The following is a 17192-nucleotide window of genomic DNA, read 5'->3' on the forward strand; positions in this document are numbered from 1 at the left end:
CACTGATCCCACACCAGCGATAAGCGGCTAATCTGGCTGTAATCATAACAACGGCCCCAATTGATAATGATAACCAATATCATATATCACTCTATCGTAGTCTGCACTATGAAGTTGTTAGCAGCGGACAGACAGCGACAACATCAAGTTAAGAAACATCATGATGACAGGCTGAAACAAAAATGGTAATTTTGGTTAAGAAAATTCCTAAAACGATACTAAAACGCTTCAAACAAAAATAATTACTAAGAAAAACTATTTATCGTGATGCCTAAATAATAGGGCTTCATGAGGATATTGTTTATTTGTCTACTGACAGCACGACATTATGCAGAGTGAATTGAATATGAATAGCCATTCCTACGATCAGCTTCTGAAAAGTAAGCATCGGCTCTCTTTACTGCTTTTTTTATTTCTTAATGCGTCGTCTTCTATTTTTAGTATGATATTACCGTCACCTGAAACGCCAGCAGTGACATTACCGATAGTACTGATCACGGTTATCAGCCTGAGCGCAGCAACTTATCTGATTTTTATTTCGAAGAATTATGCCAATAAACTGAATTTATTTTCAATAATCATGGGCGTGCTTTGGGCCTGGCAAATCATTCTTAAATACGAATATTTGGGTAATAATGAAAATAACTACTTACTACTCAGCCTGTTTACGATTTTCTTTATCAGCACCATAGCCCTGTCTGATAATTTCCTTGCTTTTTGTCTACACAGTGCACCAGCAGCATTAACCGTTATTTTACTCGACGATTTTCAAAATATTTTCCGTATTGTATTCACCATCATGCTGCCACTGATTGGTTTCTCCTTACATCATTTGATGCTACGTCGTAGCGATGACTTTACCCGAAAACTTGTCGCACGCCTTTATAATGAAAGGGAAAAATTCAGTGATTTAAGCATGATAGACCCCTTAACCAGTTTGTATAATCGCCGGGGTCTGGAGAATAAACTTGAAACACTACTGGCTCAGTCTCCCGGCAATCATTACGTATTGTTGCTCGATATCGACCATTTTAAAGCTTATAACGATAACTATGGTCACACGATGGGGGATCAAGCACTGGTACGTGTTGCGGCGGCTATCCGTGATGCTGTTCGTTCACGGGATATCGTGGTGCGCTACGGCGGCGAAGAGTTTTTAGTGTTACTGACTCATGTGAGTGAAGAGTATGCAAGCCAGCTTGCTGAGCGCGTGCGCCAACGGGTTTTAGGACTTGATATTCCACATGTTTTTAACCATAAAGTTTCTACAACCGTGACATTGAGCGCAGGTATTTCTCCTCTGCAAGCCTATGATCTGGCCTCCTCGCTTAAAGCCGCGGATGAAGCACTTTACCGGGCCAAAAAAGATGGCCGGAATAAAGTTGCCTTTGCCGGAGAGAAATTATCAAACGTTGAATCGTCACCTTGATTAAATGACGCGGTACAAACTCAATTATTATTTTCATCGATAATGGTTGAGTTTAATACTGCGATATTATATTTCACTTTCATTATGTTATTAAACCTTGTCATTGCATCTAAAAAAAATAAATCACTAGCTCATCTGCTGGCAGATAACATCTATTTAAGCGAATCATCCTTCCGCACAGTTGAACATAATTAGCGTTTAAAACTGTAAATTGCGCTATTACCCCCAGTTCAAATACCCATCCATCATCCAGGCAATGTTGCTCAATGTCTCAGGGTAATCTGGCCCATATTCGTATATCACAATACATGTACAATAATGATTATCATTTATAGAAAGAAAAACCATGCAGGAAGAGTATTGCGAATCAGGGTCTGGAGCTTATCACTGTTTTTTACTATAACGGATTATTTTGTTGCTTTGCTAAACCGATTCTTCTACTTTTAGCAGCAAATAGGATTGAAGAAAACAGGGGTTTATCATGGAAAATACCATTTGGGTTTTAGGTGATGCTGTAATTGATTTAGTTCCTGAAAATTCAAATAATTACCTTAAGTGTCCAGGTGGTGCACCTGCCAATGTGGCGGTCGGCATCGCCCGATTGGGCGGTAAAAGTGCCTTTATTGGCCGGGTTGGGCAAGACAGTTTTGGTCGTTTTATGCAGCAGATATTACAACAGGAAAACGTCGATACCCACGCGATGACACAGGATCCGCTGCACCATACCTCTACAGTTGTGGTGGATTTAGATGAGCATGGCGAACGCACTTTTACATTTATGGTGACACCGAGTGCCGATCTATTCTTACAACCAGATGATTTACCTGAATTTAAAAACAATCAGTGGCTGCATTTGTGCTCTATTGCCTTAAGCCAAGAGCCGAGCCGTAGTGCCGCCTTTGAGGCGATGCGCCGTATGAAAGCCGACGGTGGTTGGGTCAGCTTTGATCCCAATATCCGTGCCGATATCTGGCGCGAACCACAAGCGTTGCTCCCCTGTCTGCAACAGGCGCTGTTATTGGCCGATGTAGTGAAACTGTCGTTGGAAGAACTGAACTTTATCTGCCCAGATCAGGATATTGCTGGCGCAATGGAACAGTTGATGGCCGACTATTGCTGCAAATTGCTACTGGTAACACTGGGTGCCAATGGCGTTTGGGTGCATAACCGCCATCGTCTGCAAAAATACCCGAGTAGGAAAATCACCCCAATAGACACGACTGGCGCGGGTGATGCCTTTGTCGCTGGGTTGCTGACAGCATTGGCACGGCTACCAAATTGGCATTTAGGTGCAGATCTCACCGCCGCCATCGATCAGGCGCAAGCCTGTGGTGCTTTAGCCACCAGCGCTAAAGGAGCAATGACTGCGTTACCTAATGCTCAACAGTTGCGGCATTTTCTCCAACCCGACCACTAACTGCATAAATCCTCTTCCGCATAAACCATTTAGGATGTCGCCTTTGACAGGCAGGCAGGTATCCGTCCCTCCTCCTACCTGTCACTCTTTTTGCTAAACACCCAGCATGTTAGCGCCTGCTACATGCATTATCGCGCGCGCCCTCTTCCTGCTCATCGCCTTATTCGTCTCAAAAAGTCATGCACTTTGCAGTCTGGATCACAATAGCTGAATCGGGTTAGCAAAATGTTTTGCTAATCCCAAAGGATCCCCCTTATGTTAGCCATGAAAAACCGGTTTAGCTGTTTAGCATAAATACAATCAATCACATACCGAGTGATATAAAATGATGATAAAACCAAGCTATCTTGCTGTATCAATAGGACTTATCCTTTCTTGTGCAGCGACAACCACCTCTGCAGCCTCACCCTCGTCTTCCTCAAACATGGATATTGAAGCCCGCCTCAATGCGTTGGAGCAACGATTACAACAAGCGGAACAGCGGGCAAAAAATGCAGAAACACGCGCCGAAATTGCCGAAAAACAGGCACAAAAGCTGGAAACTCGAACGCGTCAGGCAGAAGAAAAGACCGTTCAGGTGGCTAAGCGCACAGATAAACTGGAAAGCAAAACACAGGATGGCAACGGTTTTGAGTTTCATGGTTATGCCCGTTCCGGCCTGCTAATGAACGACTCTGGCACCGGCACCCAAGGTGGCCCGTATGTTACGCCAGCCGGCAGTACCGGAGGGGCAGTTGGCCGCTTGGGTAATGAGACAGAAACTTATGTTGAAGTCAATTTGGAGAAAAAGCAGAAGCTGGATAACGGTGCCACCACCCGCTATAAAGTGATGCTGGCTGATGGTCAGCGCAGCTATAACGACTGGACAGCCGACAGCAGTGACCTCAATGTGCGCCAGGCATTTGTCGAACTTGGCACCTTGCCAACCTTTAACGGTATTTTTAAAGACAGTACATTGTGGGCCGGTAAACGTTTCGATCGCGATAACTTCGATATTCACTGGCTGGATTCCGACGTGGTATTCCTTGCCGGTACCGGTGGCGGTATTTATGACATCAAATGGACCGATAACCTGAAGAGTAACTTCTCGTTATATGGCCGTAATTATGGTGAGATCGAGAATGTTAATAGCGATATCCAAAGCTATATTTTCACTGCCAATAACTATAGCGGCCCCTTCCAGTGGATGGTGAGCGGGTTGCGCGCCAAAGATAATGAGGCGCGCCAAAATAGCGGTGAAGCCGTTAATACTAATGCCACAGATAAAGGTATTCACAGCATGTTGGCCTATCACGGTGACAGCTTCTATGGGCTACGTGATGGTACGTCAAAAACCGCGCTGCTGTACGGCCATGGTTTAGGGGCTGAAGTAAAATCTATCGGGTCCGATGGCAACTTAACCAGCAGCGCAGATACCTGGCGTTTGGCGACTTACGGCACCACCGCATTAAGTAAAAACTGGAGTCTAGCCCCAGCAATATTGGCGCAACAAAGTAAGGATCGTTATGTCTCGGGCGATAGCTATAAGTGGATAACATTCAACACCCGCCTGATTCAGGAAATCACCGAGAACTTTGCATTAGCTTATGAAGGTAGTTATCAGTACATGAATCTGGATCCGCAGGGCTATAAGGATTATCACAAAGTCAGTGGTGGTTTCTATAAATTGACCTTCGCCCCAACCTTTAAAGCTGGTGATATCAGTAATTTCTTCAGCCGACCAGAAATACGGGTGTTCGCCACCTATATGGATTGGAGCCAAGATCTGGATAACTACGCCAAGGATGATTCCTTCGGTAAAGATGGTTTTGCCGCCGGTGGGCAATGGAACTTTGGTATCCAAATGGAAACCTGGTTCTAACTATTACGCACCGCGGTAATCACGACGAATACCGCCTGCTGCCGTGACGATCCTCGGCATGCAGGAATCAAAATAAATTTGCGAGGGATATCATGAATATCAATGAGACCGTAACGGCTCTGCTCCCATTGCTTGGTGGTAAAGAGAATATCGTCAGTGCTGCACACTGCGCCACTCGCCTGCGCTTGGTTCTGGCAGATGATTCTTTAGTGCAAAAATCAGCGGTAGAAAAACTCGATGGCGTTAAGGGCTGCTTCAGCAATGCCGGGCAGTTACAGGTGATTTTCGGTACCGGGTTGGTCAATAAAGTTTATGCCGAATTTATCAAGGTAGCGGGTGTAAACGAAGCCAGTAAATCTGAAGCTGCCGCTGTGGCGGCGCGTAAACTCAATCCGTTCCAGCGCATTGCCCGCCTGCTATCCAATATTTTTGTCCCGATCATTCCGGCAATCGTGGCGTCCGGCCTGTTAATGGGCTTGCTCGGCATGGTAAAAACCTATGGCTGGGCCGATGCTGACAGCGCGCTGTTTATCATGCTGGATATGTTCAGCTCCGCTGCCTTTATCATTCTACCTATCTTGATTGGTTTCACCGCGGCCAAAGAATTTGGCGGTAACCCGTATCTGGGGGCAACACTGGGCGGCATTTTGACGCACCCAGCGCTAACCAATGCCTGGGGGGTGGCGGGCGGTTTCCATACTATGAATTTCTTCGGTATGGAGGTGGCGATGATTGGCTATCAGGGCACAGTATTCCCGGTGCTACTGGCAGTGTGGTTTATGAGTATGTTGGAAAAACGCCTGCGCAAAGTGATACCTGATGCGCTGGACCTGATCCTCACACCGTTTTTGACCGTAATCATTACCGGTTTTGTCGCGCTGTTATTTATCGGCCCTGCCGGGCGAGTATTGGGTGATGGGATCTCGCTGGTACTTAGCACACTGATAACCCATGCTGGCTGGCTGGCCGGGTTACTGTTCGGCGGGCTTTATTCCGTGATAGTGATAACCGGCATCCATCATAGCTTCCACGCCATCGAGGCCGGGCTATTGGGTAATCCGAATATCGGGGTCAATTTCTTGTTACCTATCTGGTCAATGGCAAACGTGGCGCAAGGCGGAGCCTGCCTGGCAGTCTACTTTAAAACCCGCGATGCTAAAATTAAAGCCATCGCCATCCCATCGGCATTTTCTGCCATGCTGGGTATTACCGAAGCGGCAATTTTCGGGATTAATCTGCGCTTTATCAAACCCTTCCTTGCTGCACTGGCAGGTGGTGCATTAGGAGGCGCTTGGGTCGTCGCGAATCATGTCAATATGACTGCGGTGGGCTTAACCGGTATCCCGGGCATCGCTATCGTACAAGGCAATTCAATTGTTAATTATCTGATTGGATTGGTTATTGCATTTGGCGCTGCATTTATTATCTCTCTACTGCTTAAGTACAAAACGGACAGCGAATAATGCAAGAAGTCAGTTTGCTAAAACAACTTACGCTGGCAGTGATGCGTGGCCAAATCCGCGCATCGCGTGACCCTCATCGGCCAGGCTGGCACCTGGCCCCCAGTGTCGGGCTGCTGAATGATCCCAACGGGTTTATTTATCATGCTGGCTATTATCATTTGTTCTATCAATGGAACCCGTTAGATTGCCGCCACGGCAGTAAATACTGGGGCCATTGGCGTAGTGCCGATCTGATTCATTGGGAACATCAGCCTGTCGCATTGGTGCCCAGTGAAGAATATGAAAGCCACGGCTGCTACTCAGGTTCTGCCGTTATTGCTGATGACCGAATCACGCTGATTTACACCGGTAATGTGAAATATCCTGATGGCTCGCGCACCGCATTCCAATGTCTGGCACAGGAGAATGAGCGAGGGGAATACGACAAATTAGGACCAGTGCTCCCATTACCTGCGGGCTATACCGGCCATGTTCGCGACCCGAAAGTCTGGCAGCACGACGGTCAGTGGTACATGGTTTTAGGCGCGCAAGATAAGCAACTGCAAGGGAAAGTGCTGCTATTACGCTCCGATGATTTACGTAAATGGCATAATCTGGGTGAAATTGCCGGTTCTGGTCTGGGCGGATTAGGCCCGTTTGGCTATATGTGGGAATGCCCTGACATATTCAGGTTAGCGGATCAGGAGGTGCTGATTTTCTGCCCGCAGGGCATCGCTGCTGAAGCAGAGCGTTATCGTAATACCTTCCAGGCTGGCTATTTACTGGGCCAATTGGATTATACCAAGGCAGCATTCAACCATCAGGCGTTCCACGAACTGGATCTCGGCTTCGAATTCTACGCGCCACAAACCACGCTGGCCGCAGATGGCCGCCGCCTGTTATTCGCCTGGATGGGCATCCCGGATGAAGATGAGTTGTATCAACCCACCGTAGCCCATGGTTGGATCCATACCATGACCTGCCCACGAGAGCTGAGTCTGGTTGACGGCAAAGTCATTCAACGACCCGCGCGTGAATTGCAGGCATTGCGCCGTGAACATCGTCAGTGGCAAGGTCGTGCTCAACAGGCACCGGCACTCTCCATCCGCAGTGCTGAAATGATAGTCGAGGTTAGTGCGCCATTTATCCTCGAATTAGGCGATGAAATGATGCTGATATGGGATGGTGAACGTATCACACTAAGCCGCCGCAATCTGCGTACCGGGCTGCAAGAGTTCCGTTATTGGCGCGGTCAATTGCAGCAGTTACAACTGCTCTGCGATAGTTGCAGCATAGAGATATTTATCAATCAGGGAGAGGCGGTAATGACTACATGCTACTTCCCGACTGAAGACCCGATAGCAATCTTTAACGGAAATGCTGAACTGTGTCTGCAACACTGGTTGTTGTCTTCGCCCATGTTAGAATGAACTATCTTTCAAGGCGACAGATTCACTCAGTGAAAAACAATAACCTGTGAAAAATCATAAACGAATTACCATTAACGATATTGCCAAACTGGCTGGTGTGTCGAAATCGACCACCAGTTTGGTGCTCAATGGGCGTAGCAAGGAGTATCGTGTTTCCGATGAAACGCGGGATCGTATTATTGCCTTGGCCAACGAACATAACTATCAACCGAGCTTCCATGCCCGCTCGCTACGCTCAACCCGCAGCCACACCATAGGATTGGTGGTCCCGGAGATGACCAACCACGGTTTTGCCCTGATTTCACGTGAGCTGGAGATGCTGTGTCGCGAAGCCGGATTACAGCTACTTATTGCTTGTACCGATGAAAACCCCGGTCAGGAAATGATGGCGGTCAATAGCCTGGTACAACGTCAGGTCGATGGCCTGATTGTCGCCTCCAGCCAGCTCAATGACAGCGAATATCAAAAGATCAATGCCCGCCTGCCAGTGGTGCAGATGGATCGATTAATTGGTGAATCAGAGTTGCCGCTGGTTATCACTGACTCGGTAGCCTCCACCGCCATACTGGTTGAAAACGTTGCCCGCCAACATCCTGATGAGTTTTATTTTCTTGGTGGTCAGCCACGCATCTCCCCTACTCGCGATCGGCTGGCTGGCTTTCAGCAGGGGCTACAACAGGCAGGGGTTACCTGCCGCCCCGAGTGGGTCCTAAATGGCCATTACCTGCCCAGTTCCGGTTATGAAATGATTGCCCAACTCTGTGCACAATTAGGCCGCCCACCTAAAGCGGTGTTTACTGCCGCCTGCGGGCTGTTGGAAGGTGTACTGCGCTATCTCAATCAGCATCAATTAATGGACAGTGAGATTCATTTATGCAGTTTTGACGATCACTATCTGTTTGATTGCCTGCCGTTGAAAATAGATACCATCGCACAAGATTGCCAAGGGCTGGCACGCCACAGCTTTGAGATGATCACCAGCTTGATTGCTGAATCGGCACTGGCGCAAAATCAACTGATTCTGCCAGGGCAGATCCATTGGCGCCATCCGGGTTCTAAGGCGCTTAATGAGCAACACTGAACCGGTGACCACCCCTGCATTAGCCGACTCCTGGCGGCGCTGCCAAAAATTGATGCAAGCCCACCAATGGCGAGTACCTCACCGGGCCGTGGGTGCGACGTTCCAGTCAATTTGTCAGCGCAAAAATGACTTGCTGGTATTAGGTCAGGCGGCATTGGAAGATGCTTACGAATATATGGAATCACGCCCTTGTGCGCTGCTGATTCTGGATGAAAGTGGCTGTACTCTATGGAAATGCGGGCATCCACAAACGATAAGTCAGCTACAGGCATTAGGGATTGATTGCGGCAGTTATTGGGCAGAAGGGCTAATGGGTACCAATGCCCCGGCGCTGGCAATTGCTGAAGGCAACCCGATACAAGTCAGTGGCCAGCAGCATTTTAAACAGGCGCTGCATCCGTGGCGCTTTTGCGCTACTCCGGTGTATGACAACAGTGGCCGCCAACGGGCGGTCATTGTTTTAGGTAGCCTGCTCACCGAACATGCGGCAAGTGATTTGCCTCTGACATTGGCTATCGCCCGCGAAATTGGCAATTATCTCCACGCAGATAGCTTATTAGCAGAAACTAACCGTCATCTGAATGAACTCAATGCCCTACTCGATGGTGTGGACGATGGTGTCATGGCATGGGACCAACGCGGTTGCCTGCTGTATCTCAATCGTCGTGCTGCGGCTATTTTACAACTAGATGAAACCAGTAGCCTCGGCAAGCCGGTCACAGATTTGCTGACCTTACCCTCCTTACTGACCCACGCCATTTTACACCGTAATCCCCTCAGCCACGTCGAGGTGACCTTTGAGAATCAGCAGCAATTTATTCCGGCTCTCTTAACCCTCAAACCCATCCCAGATGGTAACCGCTGCGGCTTTATTGCATTACTCCATCCACAAGAATTACTGCGGCAAATGGTGCACAACCAATTAGGGGGGGCTAATTGTACTTTTGATGATATGCCGGTTGCTTCACTAGAAATGCGCCGCCTGGTGCGTTATGGCAAGCAGGCTGCCAAAGGTCGGCATCCGATTTTACTGCACGGGGAAGAAGGGGTCGGTAAACAGCAGTTGGGGCAAGCAATCCATAATGCCAGCAATCGCGCCGATGGCCCTTATATCGTCTTAAATTGTCAGGCATTGCCACAAAATTTCATGGCGCGAGAATTTCTTGGTAGTGATGCCAGTGAAGGGGAATCCGGCCAACCCAGCAAATTTGAACTGGCTAACGGTGGCACCTTATATCTGGAACAAGTTGAATATCTGTCGCCGGAAATGCAGTCAGCTCTGCTGCAAATCGTCAAAACTGGCATGGTAATGCGGGTCAACTCTAATCGGGTGATCCCAGTCGATGTCCGGATTATTACCGCCACCGGGGCAGATTTGCCCTTATTGGTTAAACAAGGGCGTTTTCGCCGCCAGCTATTTTATACCCTACAATCTTTCGAATTACATATTCCACCACTGCGTCAGCGTCAACAGGATATCCCCCCACTGGTACAGCATACATTGGCAAGCATTGGGCAACATTTCCACTGCCAATACCAGCCAGATGAGAGTGTTATCCGTCAGTTATGCCAATACCCATGGCCCGGGAATGATCAGGAACTGAAAAGTGTGGTGGAGCGGGCCGCCATGGCTTGCCGCAATAACCGCATTAACCTCAATGATTTGCCAGAGCATCTACTGGGGGAAAGGCTGTTATTAGAACCGGAGATGCCGCAACCTCAGCCTGTCTTATCACTACAAGAATTAGAAAGACAGGCCATTATTCGTGCGGCACTGGTGTGCCAAGGTCAGCTAAATGAAATGGCGACCTTATTAGGGATAGGCCGCACAACCTTATGGCGAAAAGTAAAACTTCATCGGCTGGATATCAGCCAATTTAAGGGTGGCGAGTCATAATCTCAATGCACCGCCCAGTCAGGGAAAATCATCGGCAAAGTAAATGCTTTTAGCTGCTCAGCAGAGAGTTGACGCCGCTGTGCATTAATCTCTGCGCCCGGCCCTTGACTGTTTGCTTCAAAGAAACGTGAATCTTGTGGATAGAACCAGATTTTCTCGCCTTGCTTATCTTTACCAGACATTTTATCCCAACCGTAAATGTGGTCATCCATCGTCGTATTTATAAATACCGTCTGGCCAATGGCCGCAGGATCAGCATAACGGCCATCATCAAAGGCAGTGGTCGGATGCCACGGACGCCCTAAAGCGAAACTTTTGGCTGGAACACCGGGTTCTTTGGTCAAACGACTATTGAGAAAAATCAAACCATAAGGTGATGTGTTTAATGTACTGGGGGCAGTAATATAGCCATAGGGTGGCTCAATATCACGACGATCGCGGGCAATAATATTACATCGGTCAAATACCGTAATACCTGAGCCAAAAATAAAATCGACATGACCACTGATTTCGCAATCAGTAAAATAGCTACGACTGCCCGTTTTGCTGTACAGCGTATCCTGATAACCTTCGAGTTTTACTTGCTTAAAGCGCGCCTTATCACTGTTTTCAGCTAATAATAATGCCACAGCTTGAGTGTCTTTTAACTTCGTCGGATCGCTGTCAGCTTTCTTTTTATTGGCTGGGAAATCAAAATCATTACGAATAGTAAGTTCTTCAGCCGTAAAATTTGCCGCATTAACCAGTACCGTACTACTACCAGATGTTCCCCATTTCTCTCCTTGCGGGTTAAGCATACCCGCTGCCGTATTGGCACTGATCACCGTACCATCACGGTCTTCCCCTTTCAAAGTAACGTTATTACGATTGACCTCTAGCCTTTCGTTATAAATGCCATTTTTCAGGAAAATCACAAACAGCGAATTATCCGCTGGTGCTGATTTTAACGCAGTATTAATCGAGGGAAACTCATTATCCTGAGGCGCAGTAGAAACCACAGCATTATACTGGGCAGCACTGACTTGCCCCAATACAGCAATTGACATCAATCCTAACAATAGCGTTTTACCCAGAAAATTAATTGGCATTACATGATCCTTAGTTATTAATGCTCGCCAGATTAAAATGGTTTTAGGTTATTATCGATTAAGAAAAGCCAGTTACACTATGGTAAAACGGCATAATACTAAAAATGGAACGATGTTCTATTTACGTAGATCACATTTTTGACATTTATAGTTAAATCATAAAAAACCACCCTATATTGAAAGTATGGATAATTTTCAACTCATCTGGCAAGCCTATCAGTAACAACTGCATTTTATTCACTCGCGTTACTAATTTATATAAAGCAACCACCAATAAAAACAATATTTAATCAAAAACATATTATTAGCTAAATATAGATACAATGATAGATATTGATAAAAACTTGCCGAAAAGGGATCTTTGATATATAAAAAAGAAAGAAACAATAAAAAATAGCAAGTCATCAATAAAAACAGGCCCACTAATACATGTGCGTTTATATGGCTTATTTTCATCAATGTAATTTATCAATAACAAATTAACTTACTAGGATATTTTCATTATGGGGATTAAATATAAAATCATTCAGTTTAATATCAATGAGCTTGGGATGGATATAAATCACGTTAAAAATACCTTGTCATTTAAATCATTAGCGTGGGATACTAATGATATAAAACTATCTCAATTAAAATTCTTGGCCAGAAAATTTTATAACGATAAAATCATCATCTTTCAGGAGGCTCAACGTTATCTGGATGAAAGATGTCCACCACCAAACATTCAAAAACTCATATTGCGTTTATCTGATATAGATAGACATTTTTTTTACTCCTATAAACCCTTTAGAAAAAGAAGCATTAGCCGATTTATTGTTAAACACATTAATAATCAATGGGAAGTCAGTAATATTGCCTGCCCAGAATTAACTAACTTTACTCAACATGCTGACTATCCCTCAGATTTAAGGCAATTAAAACGTCAATTCCCGCCAATGGACCCGGCAATAAGTCATTCACTTATATTAAGAAAGCTCATAAGGAGTTTCGTCGAAATGCTGTGCGAATGTGAGCATGGGCAAAAAATAGAAACAGTTGAAGTTACCTGTCATCAGATGTCTTTAATTATTGATAATACAATGAATTCGGTCTGCAATTCACCAGAGGGCTTACATCAGGATGGATGTGACTATATTGTATCAGCATTAATTATTGATAAATACAACATTGACGGAGGAACGAGTAAACTCTACTGTACAGAGAGAGAAGAGTTTATTAAATCACAAACATTGAACTGTGGTGAAGGTTTGTTTCATATCGATAGAAATTCAACCATTTGGCACAAAGTGACCCCTATAAAATTAAAAGACCCATTAATAAAAACAGGTTACAGAAATATATTAGGATTCGATTTAAACTATATGCAGCAACAATAAACTCATGTGAAATTAATTTAATGAAAATTAATCAAATAAAAACAAAACAAAATATTACACTATCATTACTGTTTTTCATCCACGGAATAGCCTACGCGAGTATCGTACCCTGGATTCCAGACATAAAAGAAAAGTTTCATCTAAGTCATTATATGGTTGGAATAATGATATCTGCAATCCCAGCAGGAGCAATTATTATGGGGTTATTGTCCAAGAATTTTATTAACACCATTGGATTATATTGGGCGACAATTATAACATTTTTATTTTTTATAATTATCATATCAATAATACCATTTGCATCATCATGGTATGAAATAACACTGCTGCTCTTCCTGTTTGGGGTTTTCGATGCTTGGGCAGATACCTGTATGAATGTGCAGGCACTTAACATACAAAGATTATATGGCCGAAGCTTGATTAATAGATTTCATGGTGCAGAAAGTATCGGCACAATAATGGGGGGGGGCATCGCCATATCAGCAATTGGATTCGGACTTTCTATGGGACAATTTAGTTTTTCCGTATTGCTTATGAATCTAATAATATTAATTAATTATATGATATTTTTCCGAAAGGGGGATTCATTTGATGAACTTTCCCTTCGTGAAAATATTAAAAAAAGTATGGGCGCCACAGGTACTCAACTGTATATCATTGCGTTAATCTTGCTAACATTCACTTGCGGCATAGAGGAAACAGCAAGTGTTTGGGGTGCTATCTATATGAATGATTACTATCAAGCTCCATCTGTAATTTCAGGTTTACCTTATTTAGCATGTCAGGTATCAATGGTTATAGGGCGAGGATTTGGTGATTACCTGACCAATAAATTGGGTAATATCCCAGTATTAAGATACGGAATTCTAATGGCAGCATTGGGAATCTTAATTGTGATAACCATTCATTCACCAATTGTTTCAATATTAGGTTTTTCACTAATCGGATTAGGGATGTCGGTGGTATTCCCATTAACAATTTCATTTATTGGCCAAATACCCAATATAAACTCGACGAGTGGAATCGCATTCGCAACTTGGATATCAAGAGTTGGCCTACTTATATTCCCACCGTTAATAGGGATGTTAGCCGACATGACATCATTAAGAACTGCATTGATTATGATATTGGTTAGTTGCGTACTGGCATTCTTATTAATTAATACACTATCAAATACACTAATTAAACAGTTAACCTCAGGAGATAGATAATGAAAAAAACAAAGTGGGCTATCATATCAGGGGATGGACTCCCAACGAGTGGTCTACTCACTATTTTTAGAAATGTTGCAGAAATAGCTATAAAAAACAATGATATTATAAATGAAATACCCGCCGATTTAGGATTTTCTTGGCGGCCGGACAAAAAAAAATTTTTCCCTCATGGTAGTACAGAATCACAATATTCAACATGGATGAGAATAAGTTCTATCCATCAAAAATACTCTTATGATAGCGATCATGGGCACTGTTTTACTCATATCAGAAAGAGGGTAGCAAGATATAAATCATTAACAGGAGAAGAAATTAAACAGATCAATCAAGATATTAATTCTATTGCTAAAATTTATGAGGATTATTTCCTAAGTTGGTTTGAAGATAATAAGGTCGATTGGGTGTTTTGCTTAAATATTACCCTTTCGGATGCCGTTCCTGTTAGCCTGGCACTGCACAACGCAGCGAGAAGGTATTGGGCTAAAAAAGATAACGGCGGTATTATTTTTTGGGATCATGACCTATTTGGTAGTTATGCCATTTATGAACATGAAGAAAGACTATATCCTGAAAAACCCAATATATTGACACCCATACCACAAGATAATACCTATACTAAATGGATAGTTGCGTCTGAAGCCTTGGCGAAGGAAAGTAGAGACTATCCAACAGAATTGGTACCTGATGTCATTCCTAATATATTACCGTCAATCGATGTGTCTGCTTTTAGCAATATTCACATTGATTTTTTAAACCAATATAATATAGCTATAGGTTCATCTATTGTTATAGTTCCCGTTAGAGTATTTAGAGTCAAGGGTATCGAAATATCAATAAGTGTTTTTAATAAGCTACTTGATATTTATAAAGAAAAAAAACTACCCACGCCGAAACTGTTGATATTCGGGAACATGAATGAAGATCCTGAGTATGCTCATGATTTAAAAGAGCAGGTAAAAAAATACAACCTAGACAATAGTATTATATTTTTAGATGAAGTACCGATAAAAACATATAAAGATAAAGACAACAAATGGCATTTAGATGAAATTGACTTACTTATCATTTGCCATACGTTATCCGGCGCAGTTTTATTTACACCTAATGTAGAGAACGTGGAAAGTGTCGGTTTAGGTCCAGCACTTGCTGCTATTGCAGGTATTCCCTGCGCAGTAACACAGTATACGGCCTTCACTGAGTTTTATGGCACTGAGTACCATCACATTAAAGTAATCCCAGAACACCCCAGGGATGCTGCACAACAGTTATTTGAATGGATGCAGTTACATGCTGCCGGGGCTGACGAGATTAAAACGCTATTAGCTAATAATAAAAAATTTGTTCAATCAAAATTCCCTAGAGAACCGTGGAGTAAATTCATGCATAAATTATTATAAATAGAGATTATTACTTTCAAAAAAAACTCACTTCAAAGGAATATATAATGAATATTATAGATATAAACATACGCAAAAATAAAAATGAAATACCACCCAAAATAAAAATTTTAATACTCGGCGCTGGAATGTCGGGTTTAGAGTTAGCTAAGCATTTAAATTGTAGAGGAATAAAAGACATCGTCGTTATAGAAGCTGGTCCAGCAGATGATTACAACCATATAAATGCAGGAGGTGAATATGAACGAGCCAATGAATATTGGAAAAATGAAGGATCTGATAAATACTCCTACCGTTCATGGCATTCTTTAAATGAACCTCATTTTGCTAAAGGAACTTGTCTACGTCGTAGAGTCGGCGGTAGATCCCTTTATTGGCATGGTGTTATTTTACCAATAGAGGCTGAGACACTTAAATTCTGGCCTTCAAATATTGCCCATGATCTTACTGAAAGTTGGTTAGGTGGACCATCACTTTACACACAGGTGCAGTCTGAAATGCTCGCATGGGCAGATAAGAATCACGATATAGATTACTCTCTTCAGCTTTCTGGTTTTGAGTTTAAAATAACACCTCAGGTTATTCGTAATATTAATTCATCAGGTGGCTGGGAATCTTATTCACCACTTTCCTATTGGAAAGAAGATAACCAATTAAGATCTAACCCGAAAATAATTCCTGGGTATGAAGTTATGTCACTCATCGTTAAAAATGGTCACTGTATTGGCGCTAAGTTGAGACATATTGGCTCTAATGAGGTACATACCATCTTCGCTGATAAATGTGTTCTCGCCTTAGGTACCATTGAGAATACACGTTTGGCAGCGCAAGTACTTTATGATTCGGGACATTTAATTGAGGAAAAAATAACTGGACTCGTCGATCACATTGTTCAGGGGTTTAATGTGACATTTGAGTATTATAAACTATCCGATATGCTGAGAGAGTTAATTGAATATAAATCTGACACTATATTCTTTTGCCATAGTTCCGCAGGAGAAAGATTTAATTTATTTTTCACTATCACCCAATCATATTTTGGCATTGAATTAGAAGTATGGACAATGGGCGAACAGATCCCCTCCGATCACGGATATATTTTCATAAATAGAAATGATGAGAACATGCCTTTATCAATTTATAGTGGTTTAAATAATGATGATAATGTATTGATACAAAAACAGCGGGATGAACTAAATATATTCTGGCATGGAATTTGTGAAAATATATCAATCCCCTTTTCCCCATTAGTTTTTGAAGGCGGTTTTACTGTCCATGCCAGAACCATGGGGGATGTCTATCATGAATTTCATTCCCCATCGAGGGTAGTCCATGCCAACAAACCCGTCACATGGATAAGCCCACTTGGAACGGAAAACCATGAAAGTAGTACTCTGCCACTGGGAGAAATATTGAATGAAAATCATGAATTTGATCATATCAAAAATCTATATGCTGTTGGCCCAAGTACATTCCCACGACCAGGTGCGGCTAATCCATCGTTAACAACACTCGCACTATCACGTCGACTTGCTTACATTCTTAATTAACAGAAGGCTA

Annotated in this window: 12 protein-coding genes; 11 read left to right on the top strand and 1 reads right to left on the bottom strand. The window is 43.5% G+C overall.

All coding sequences use genetic code 11. The annotated features are described in order from the left end of the window. Positions 1–328: 328 nt before the first annotated feature. The 7 genes from A6J66_013585 (at position 329) to A6J66_013615 (ending at position 10557) form a co-directional block, all read left to right on the top strand. Positions 329–1429, top strand: coding sequence for a GGDEF domain-containing protein (locus A6J66_013585; protein ID PNM25123.1), 1101 nt, complete (start codon positions 329–331; stop codon positions 1427–1429). Positions 1430–1910: 481 nt separating this feature from the next. Then, positions 1911–2846 carry an aminoimidazole riboside kinase gene (locus A6J66_013590; GenBank protein PNM25124.1) on the top strand — a complete coding sequence of 312 codons (936 nt, stop codon included), beginning with the start codon at positions 1911–1913 and terminating at the stop codon, positions 2844–2846. 325 nt (positions 2847–3171) lie between these two features. After that, complete coding sequence (locus tag A6J66_013595; GenBank protein ID PNM25125.1) at positions 3172–4707, top strand: porin; 1536 nt, start codon at positions 3172–3174, stop codon at positions 4705–4707. Positions 4708–4799: 92 nt separating this feature from the next. After that, positions 4800–6170, top strand: a complete 1371-nt coding sequence (locus tag A6J66_013600; protein PNM25126.1) for a PTS sucrose transporter subunit IIBC — start codon at positions 4800–4802, stop codon at positions 6168–6170. Continuing rightward, positions 6170–7579 carry a glycosyl hydrolase family 32 gene (locus A6J66_013605; GenBank protein ID PNM25127.1) on the top strand — a complete coding sequence of 470 codons (1410 nt, stop codon included), beginning with the start codon at positions 6170–6172 and terminating at the stop codon, positions 7577–7579. Before A6J66_013600 ends, A6J66_013605 begins: the two co-directional genes overlap by 1 nt. A gap of 46 nt (positions 7580–7625) precedes the next feature. Further along, the gene (locus tag A6J66_013610) at positions 7626–8660 is read left to right on the top strand and encodes a LacI family DNA-binding transcriptional regulator (GenBank protein ID PNM25128.1); all 1035 of its coding nucleotides are present in this window, start codon (positions 7626–7628) and stop codon (positions 8658–8660) included. Next, entirely contained in the window at positions 8647–10557 is a 1911-nt protein-coding gene (locus tag A6J66_013615) for a PTS-dependent dihydroxyacetone kinase operon transcriptional regulator DhaR (GenBank protein ID PNM25129.1), read from the top strand. The genes A6J66_013610 and A6J66_013615 overlap by 14 nt, the downstream gene beginning before the upstream one ends. 2 nt (positions 10558–10559) lie before the next feature. Here the strand turns inward: A6J66_013615 and A6J66_013620 are convergent, their stop codons facing one another. Next, complete coding sequence (locus tag A6J66_013620) at positions 10560–11645, bottom strand: pectin esterase (GenBank protein PNM25130.1); 1086 nt, start codon at positions 11643–11645, stop codon at positions 10560–10562. 503 nt (positions 11646–12148) lie between these two features. Between A6J66_013620 and A6J66_013625 the strand changes: the two genes are divergently transcribed. The 4 genes from A6J66_013625 to A6J66_013640 are packed head-to-tail and all read left to right on the top strand — an operon-like array spanning position 12149 to position 17182. Continuing rightward, positions 12149–13021, top strand: a complete 873-nt coding sequence (locus A6J66_013625) for a hypothetical protein (protein PNM25131.1) — start codon at positions 12149–12151, stop codon at positions 13019–13021. A gap of 20 nt (positions 13022–13041) precedes the next feature. Then, positions 13042–14232 carry an MFS transporter gene (locus tag A6J66_013630; GenBank protein PNM25132.1) on the top strand — a complete coding sequence of 397 codons (1191 nt, stop codon included), beginning with the start codon at positions 13042–13044 and terminating at the stop codon, positions 14230–14232. Further along, positions 14232–15632: a hypothetical protein gene (locus A6J66_013635; protein ID PNM25133.1), complete on the top strand. Its 1401-nt coding sequence runs from the start codon at positions 14232–14234 to the stop codon at positions 15630–15632. The genes A6J66_013630 and A6J66_013635 overlap by 1 nt, the downstream gene beginning before the upstream one ends. A gap of 47 nt (positions 15633–15679) precedes the next feature. Continuing rightward, on the top strand, positions 15680–17182 hold the full coding sequence (locus A6J66_013640; GenBank protein PNM25134.1) for an oxidoreductase: 1503 nt from the start codon (positions 15680–15682) through the stop codon (positions 17180–17182). The last annotated feature ends 10 nt before the right edge of the window (positions 17183–17192 follow it).

The sequence above is a fragment of the Yersinia enterocolitica genome (assembly GCA_002082245.2).
Taxonomy (GTDB): Bacteria; Pseudomonadota; Gammaproteobacteria; order Enterobacterales; family Enterobacteriaceae; genus Yersinia; species Yersinia enterocolitica_E.

Excerpts from the sequence above, each read along its gene's own strand:
- A6J66_013585 (PNM25123.1), top strand. The coding sequence starts at position 329 with ATGCAGAGTGAATTGAATATGAATAGCCATTCCTACGATCAGCTTCTG.
- A6J66_013590 (PNM25124.1), top strand. The coding sequence starts at position 1,911 with ATGGAAAATACCATTTGGGTTTTAGGTGATGCTGTAATTGATTTAGTT.
- A6J66_013595 (PNM25125.1), top strand. The coding sequence starts at position 3,172 with ATGATGATAAAACCAAGCTATCTTGCTGTATCAATAGGACTTATCCTT.
- A6J66_013600 (PNM25126.1), top strand. The coding sequence starts at position 4,800 with ATGAATATCAATGAGACCGTAACGGCTCTGCTCCCATTGCTTGGTGGT.
- A6J66_013605 (PNM25127.1), top strand. The coding sequence starts at position 6,170 with ATGCAAGAAGTCAGTTTGCTAAAACAACTTACGCTGGCAGTGATGCGT.
- A6J66_013615 (PNM25129.1), top strand. The coding sequence starts at position 8,647 with ATGAGCAACACTGAACCGGTGACCACCCCTGCATTAGCCGACTCCTGG.
- A6J66_013620 (PNM25130.1), bottom strand. The coding sequence starts at position 11,645 with ATGCCAATTAATTTTCTGGGTAAAACGCTATTGTTAGGATTGATGTCA.
- A6J66_013625 (PNM25131.1), top strand. The coding sequence starts at position 12,149 with ATGGGGATTAAATATAAAATCATTCAGTTTAATATCAATGAGCTTGGG.
- A6J66_013630 (PNM25132.1), top strand. The coding sequence starts at position 13,042 with ATGAAAATTAATCAAATAAAAACAAAACAAAATATTACACTATCATTA.
- A6J66_013635 (PNM25133.1), top strand. The coding sequence starts at position 14,232 with ATGAAAAAAACAAAGTGGGCTATCATATCAGGGGATGGACTCCCAACG.
- A6J66_013640 (PNM25134.1), top strand. The coding sequence starts at position 15,680 with ATGAATATTATAGATATAAACATACGCAAAAATAAAAATGAAATACCA.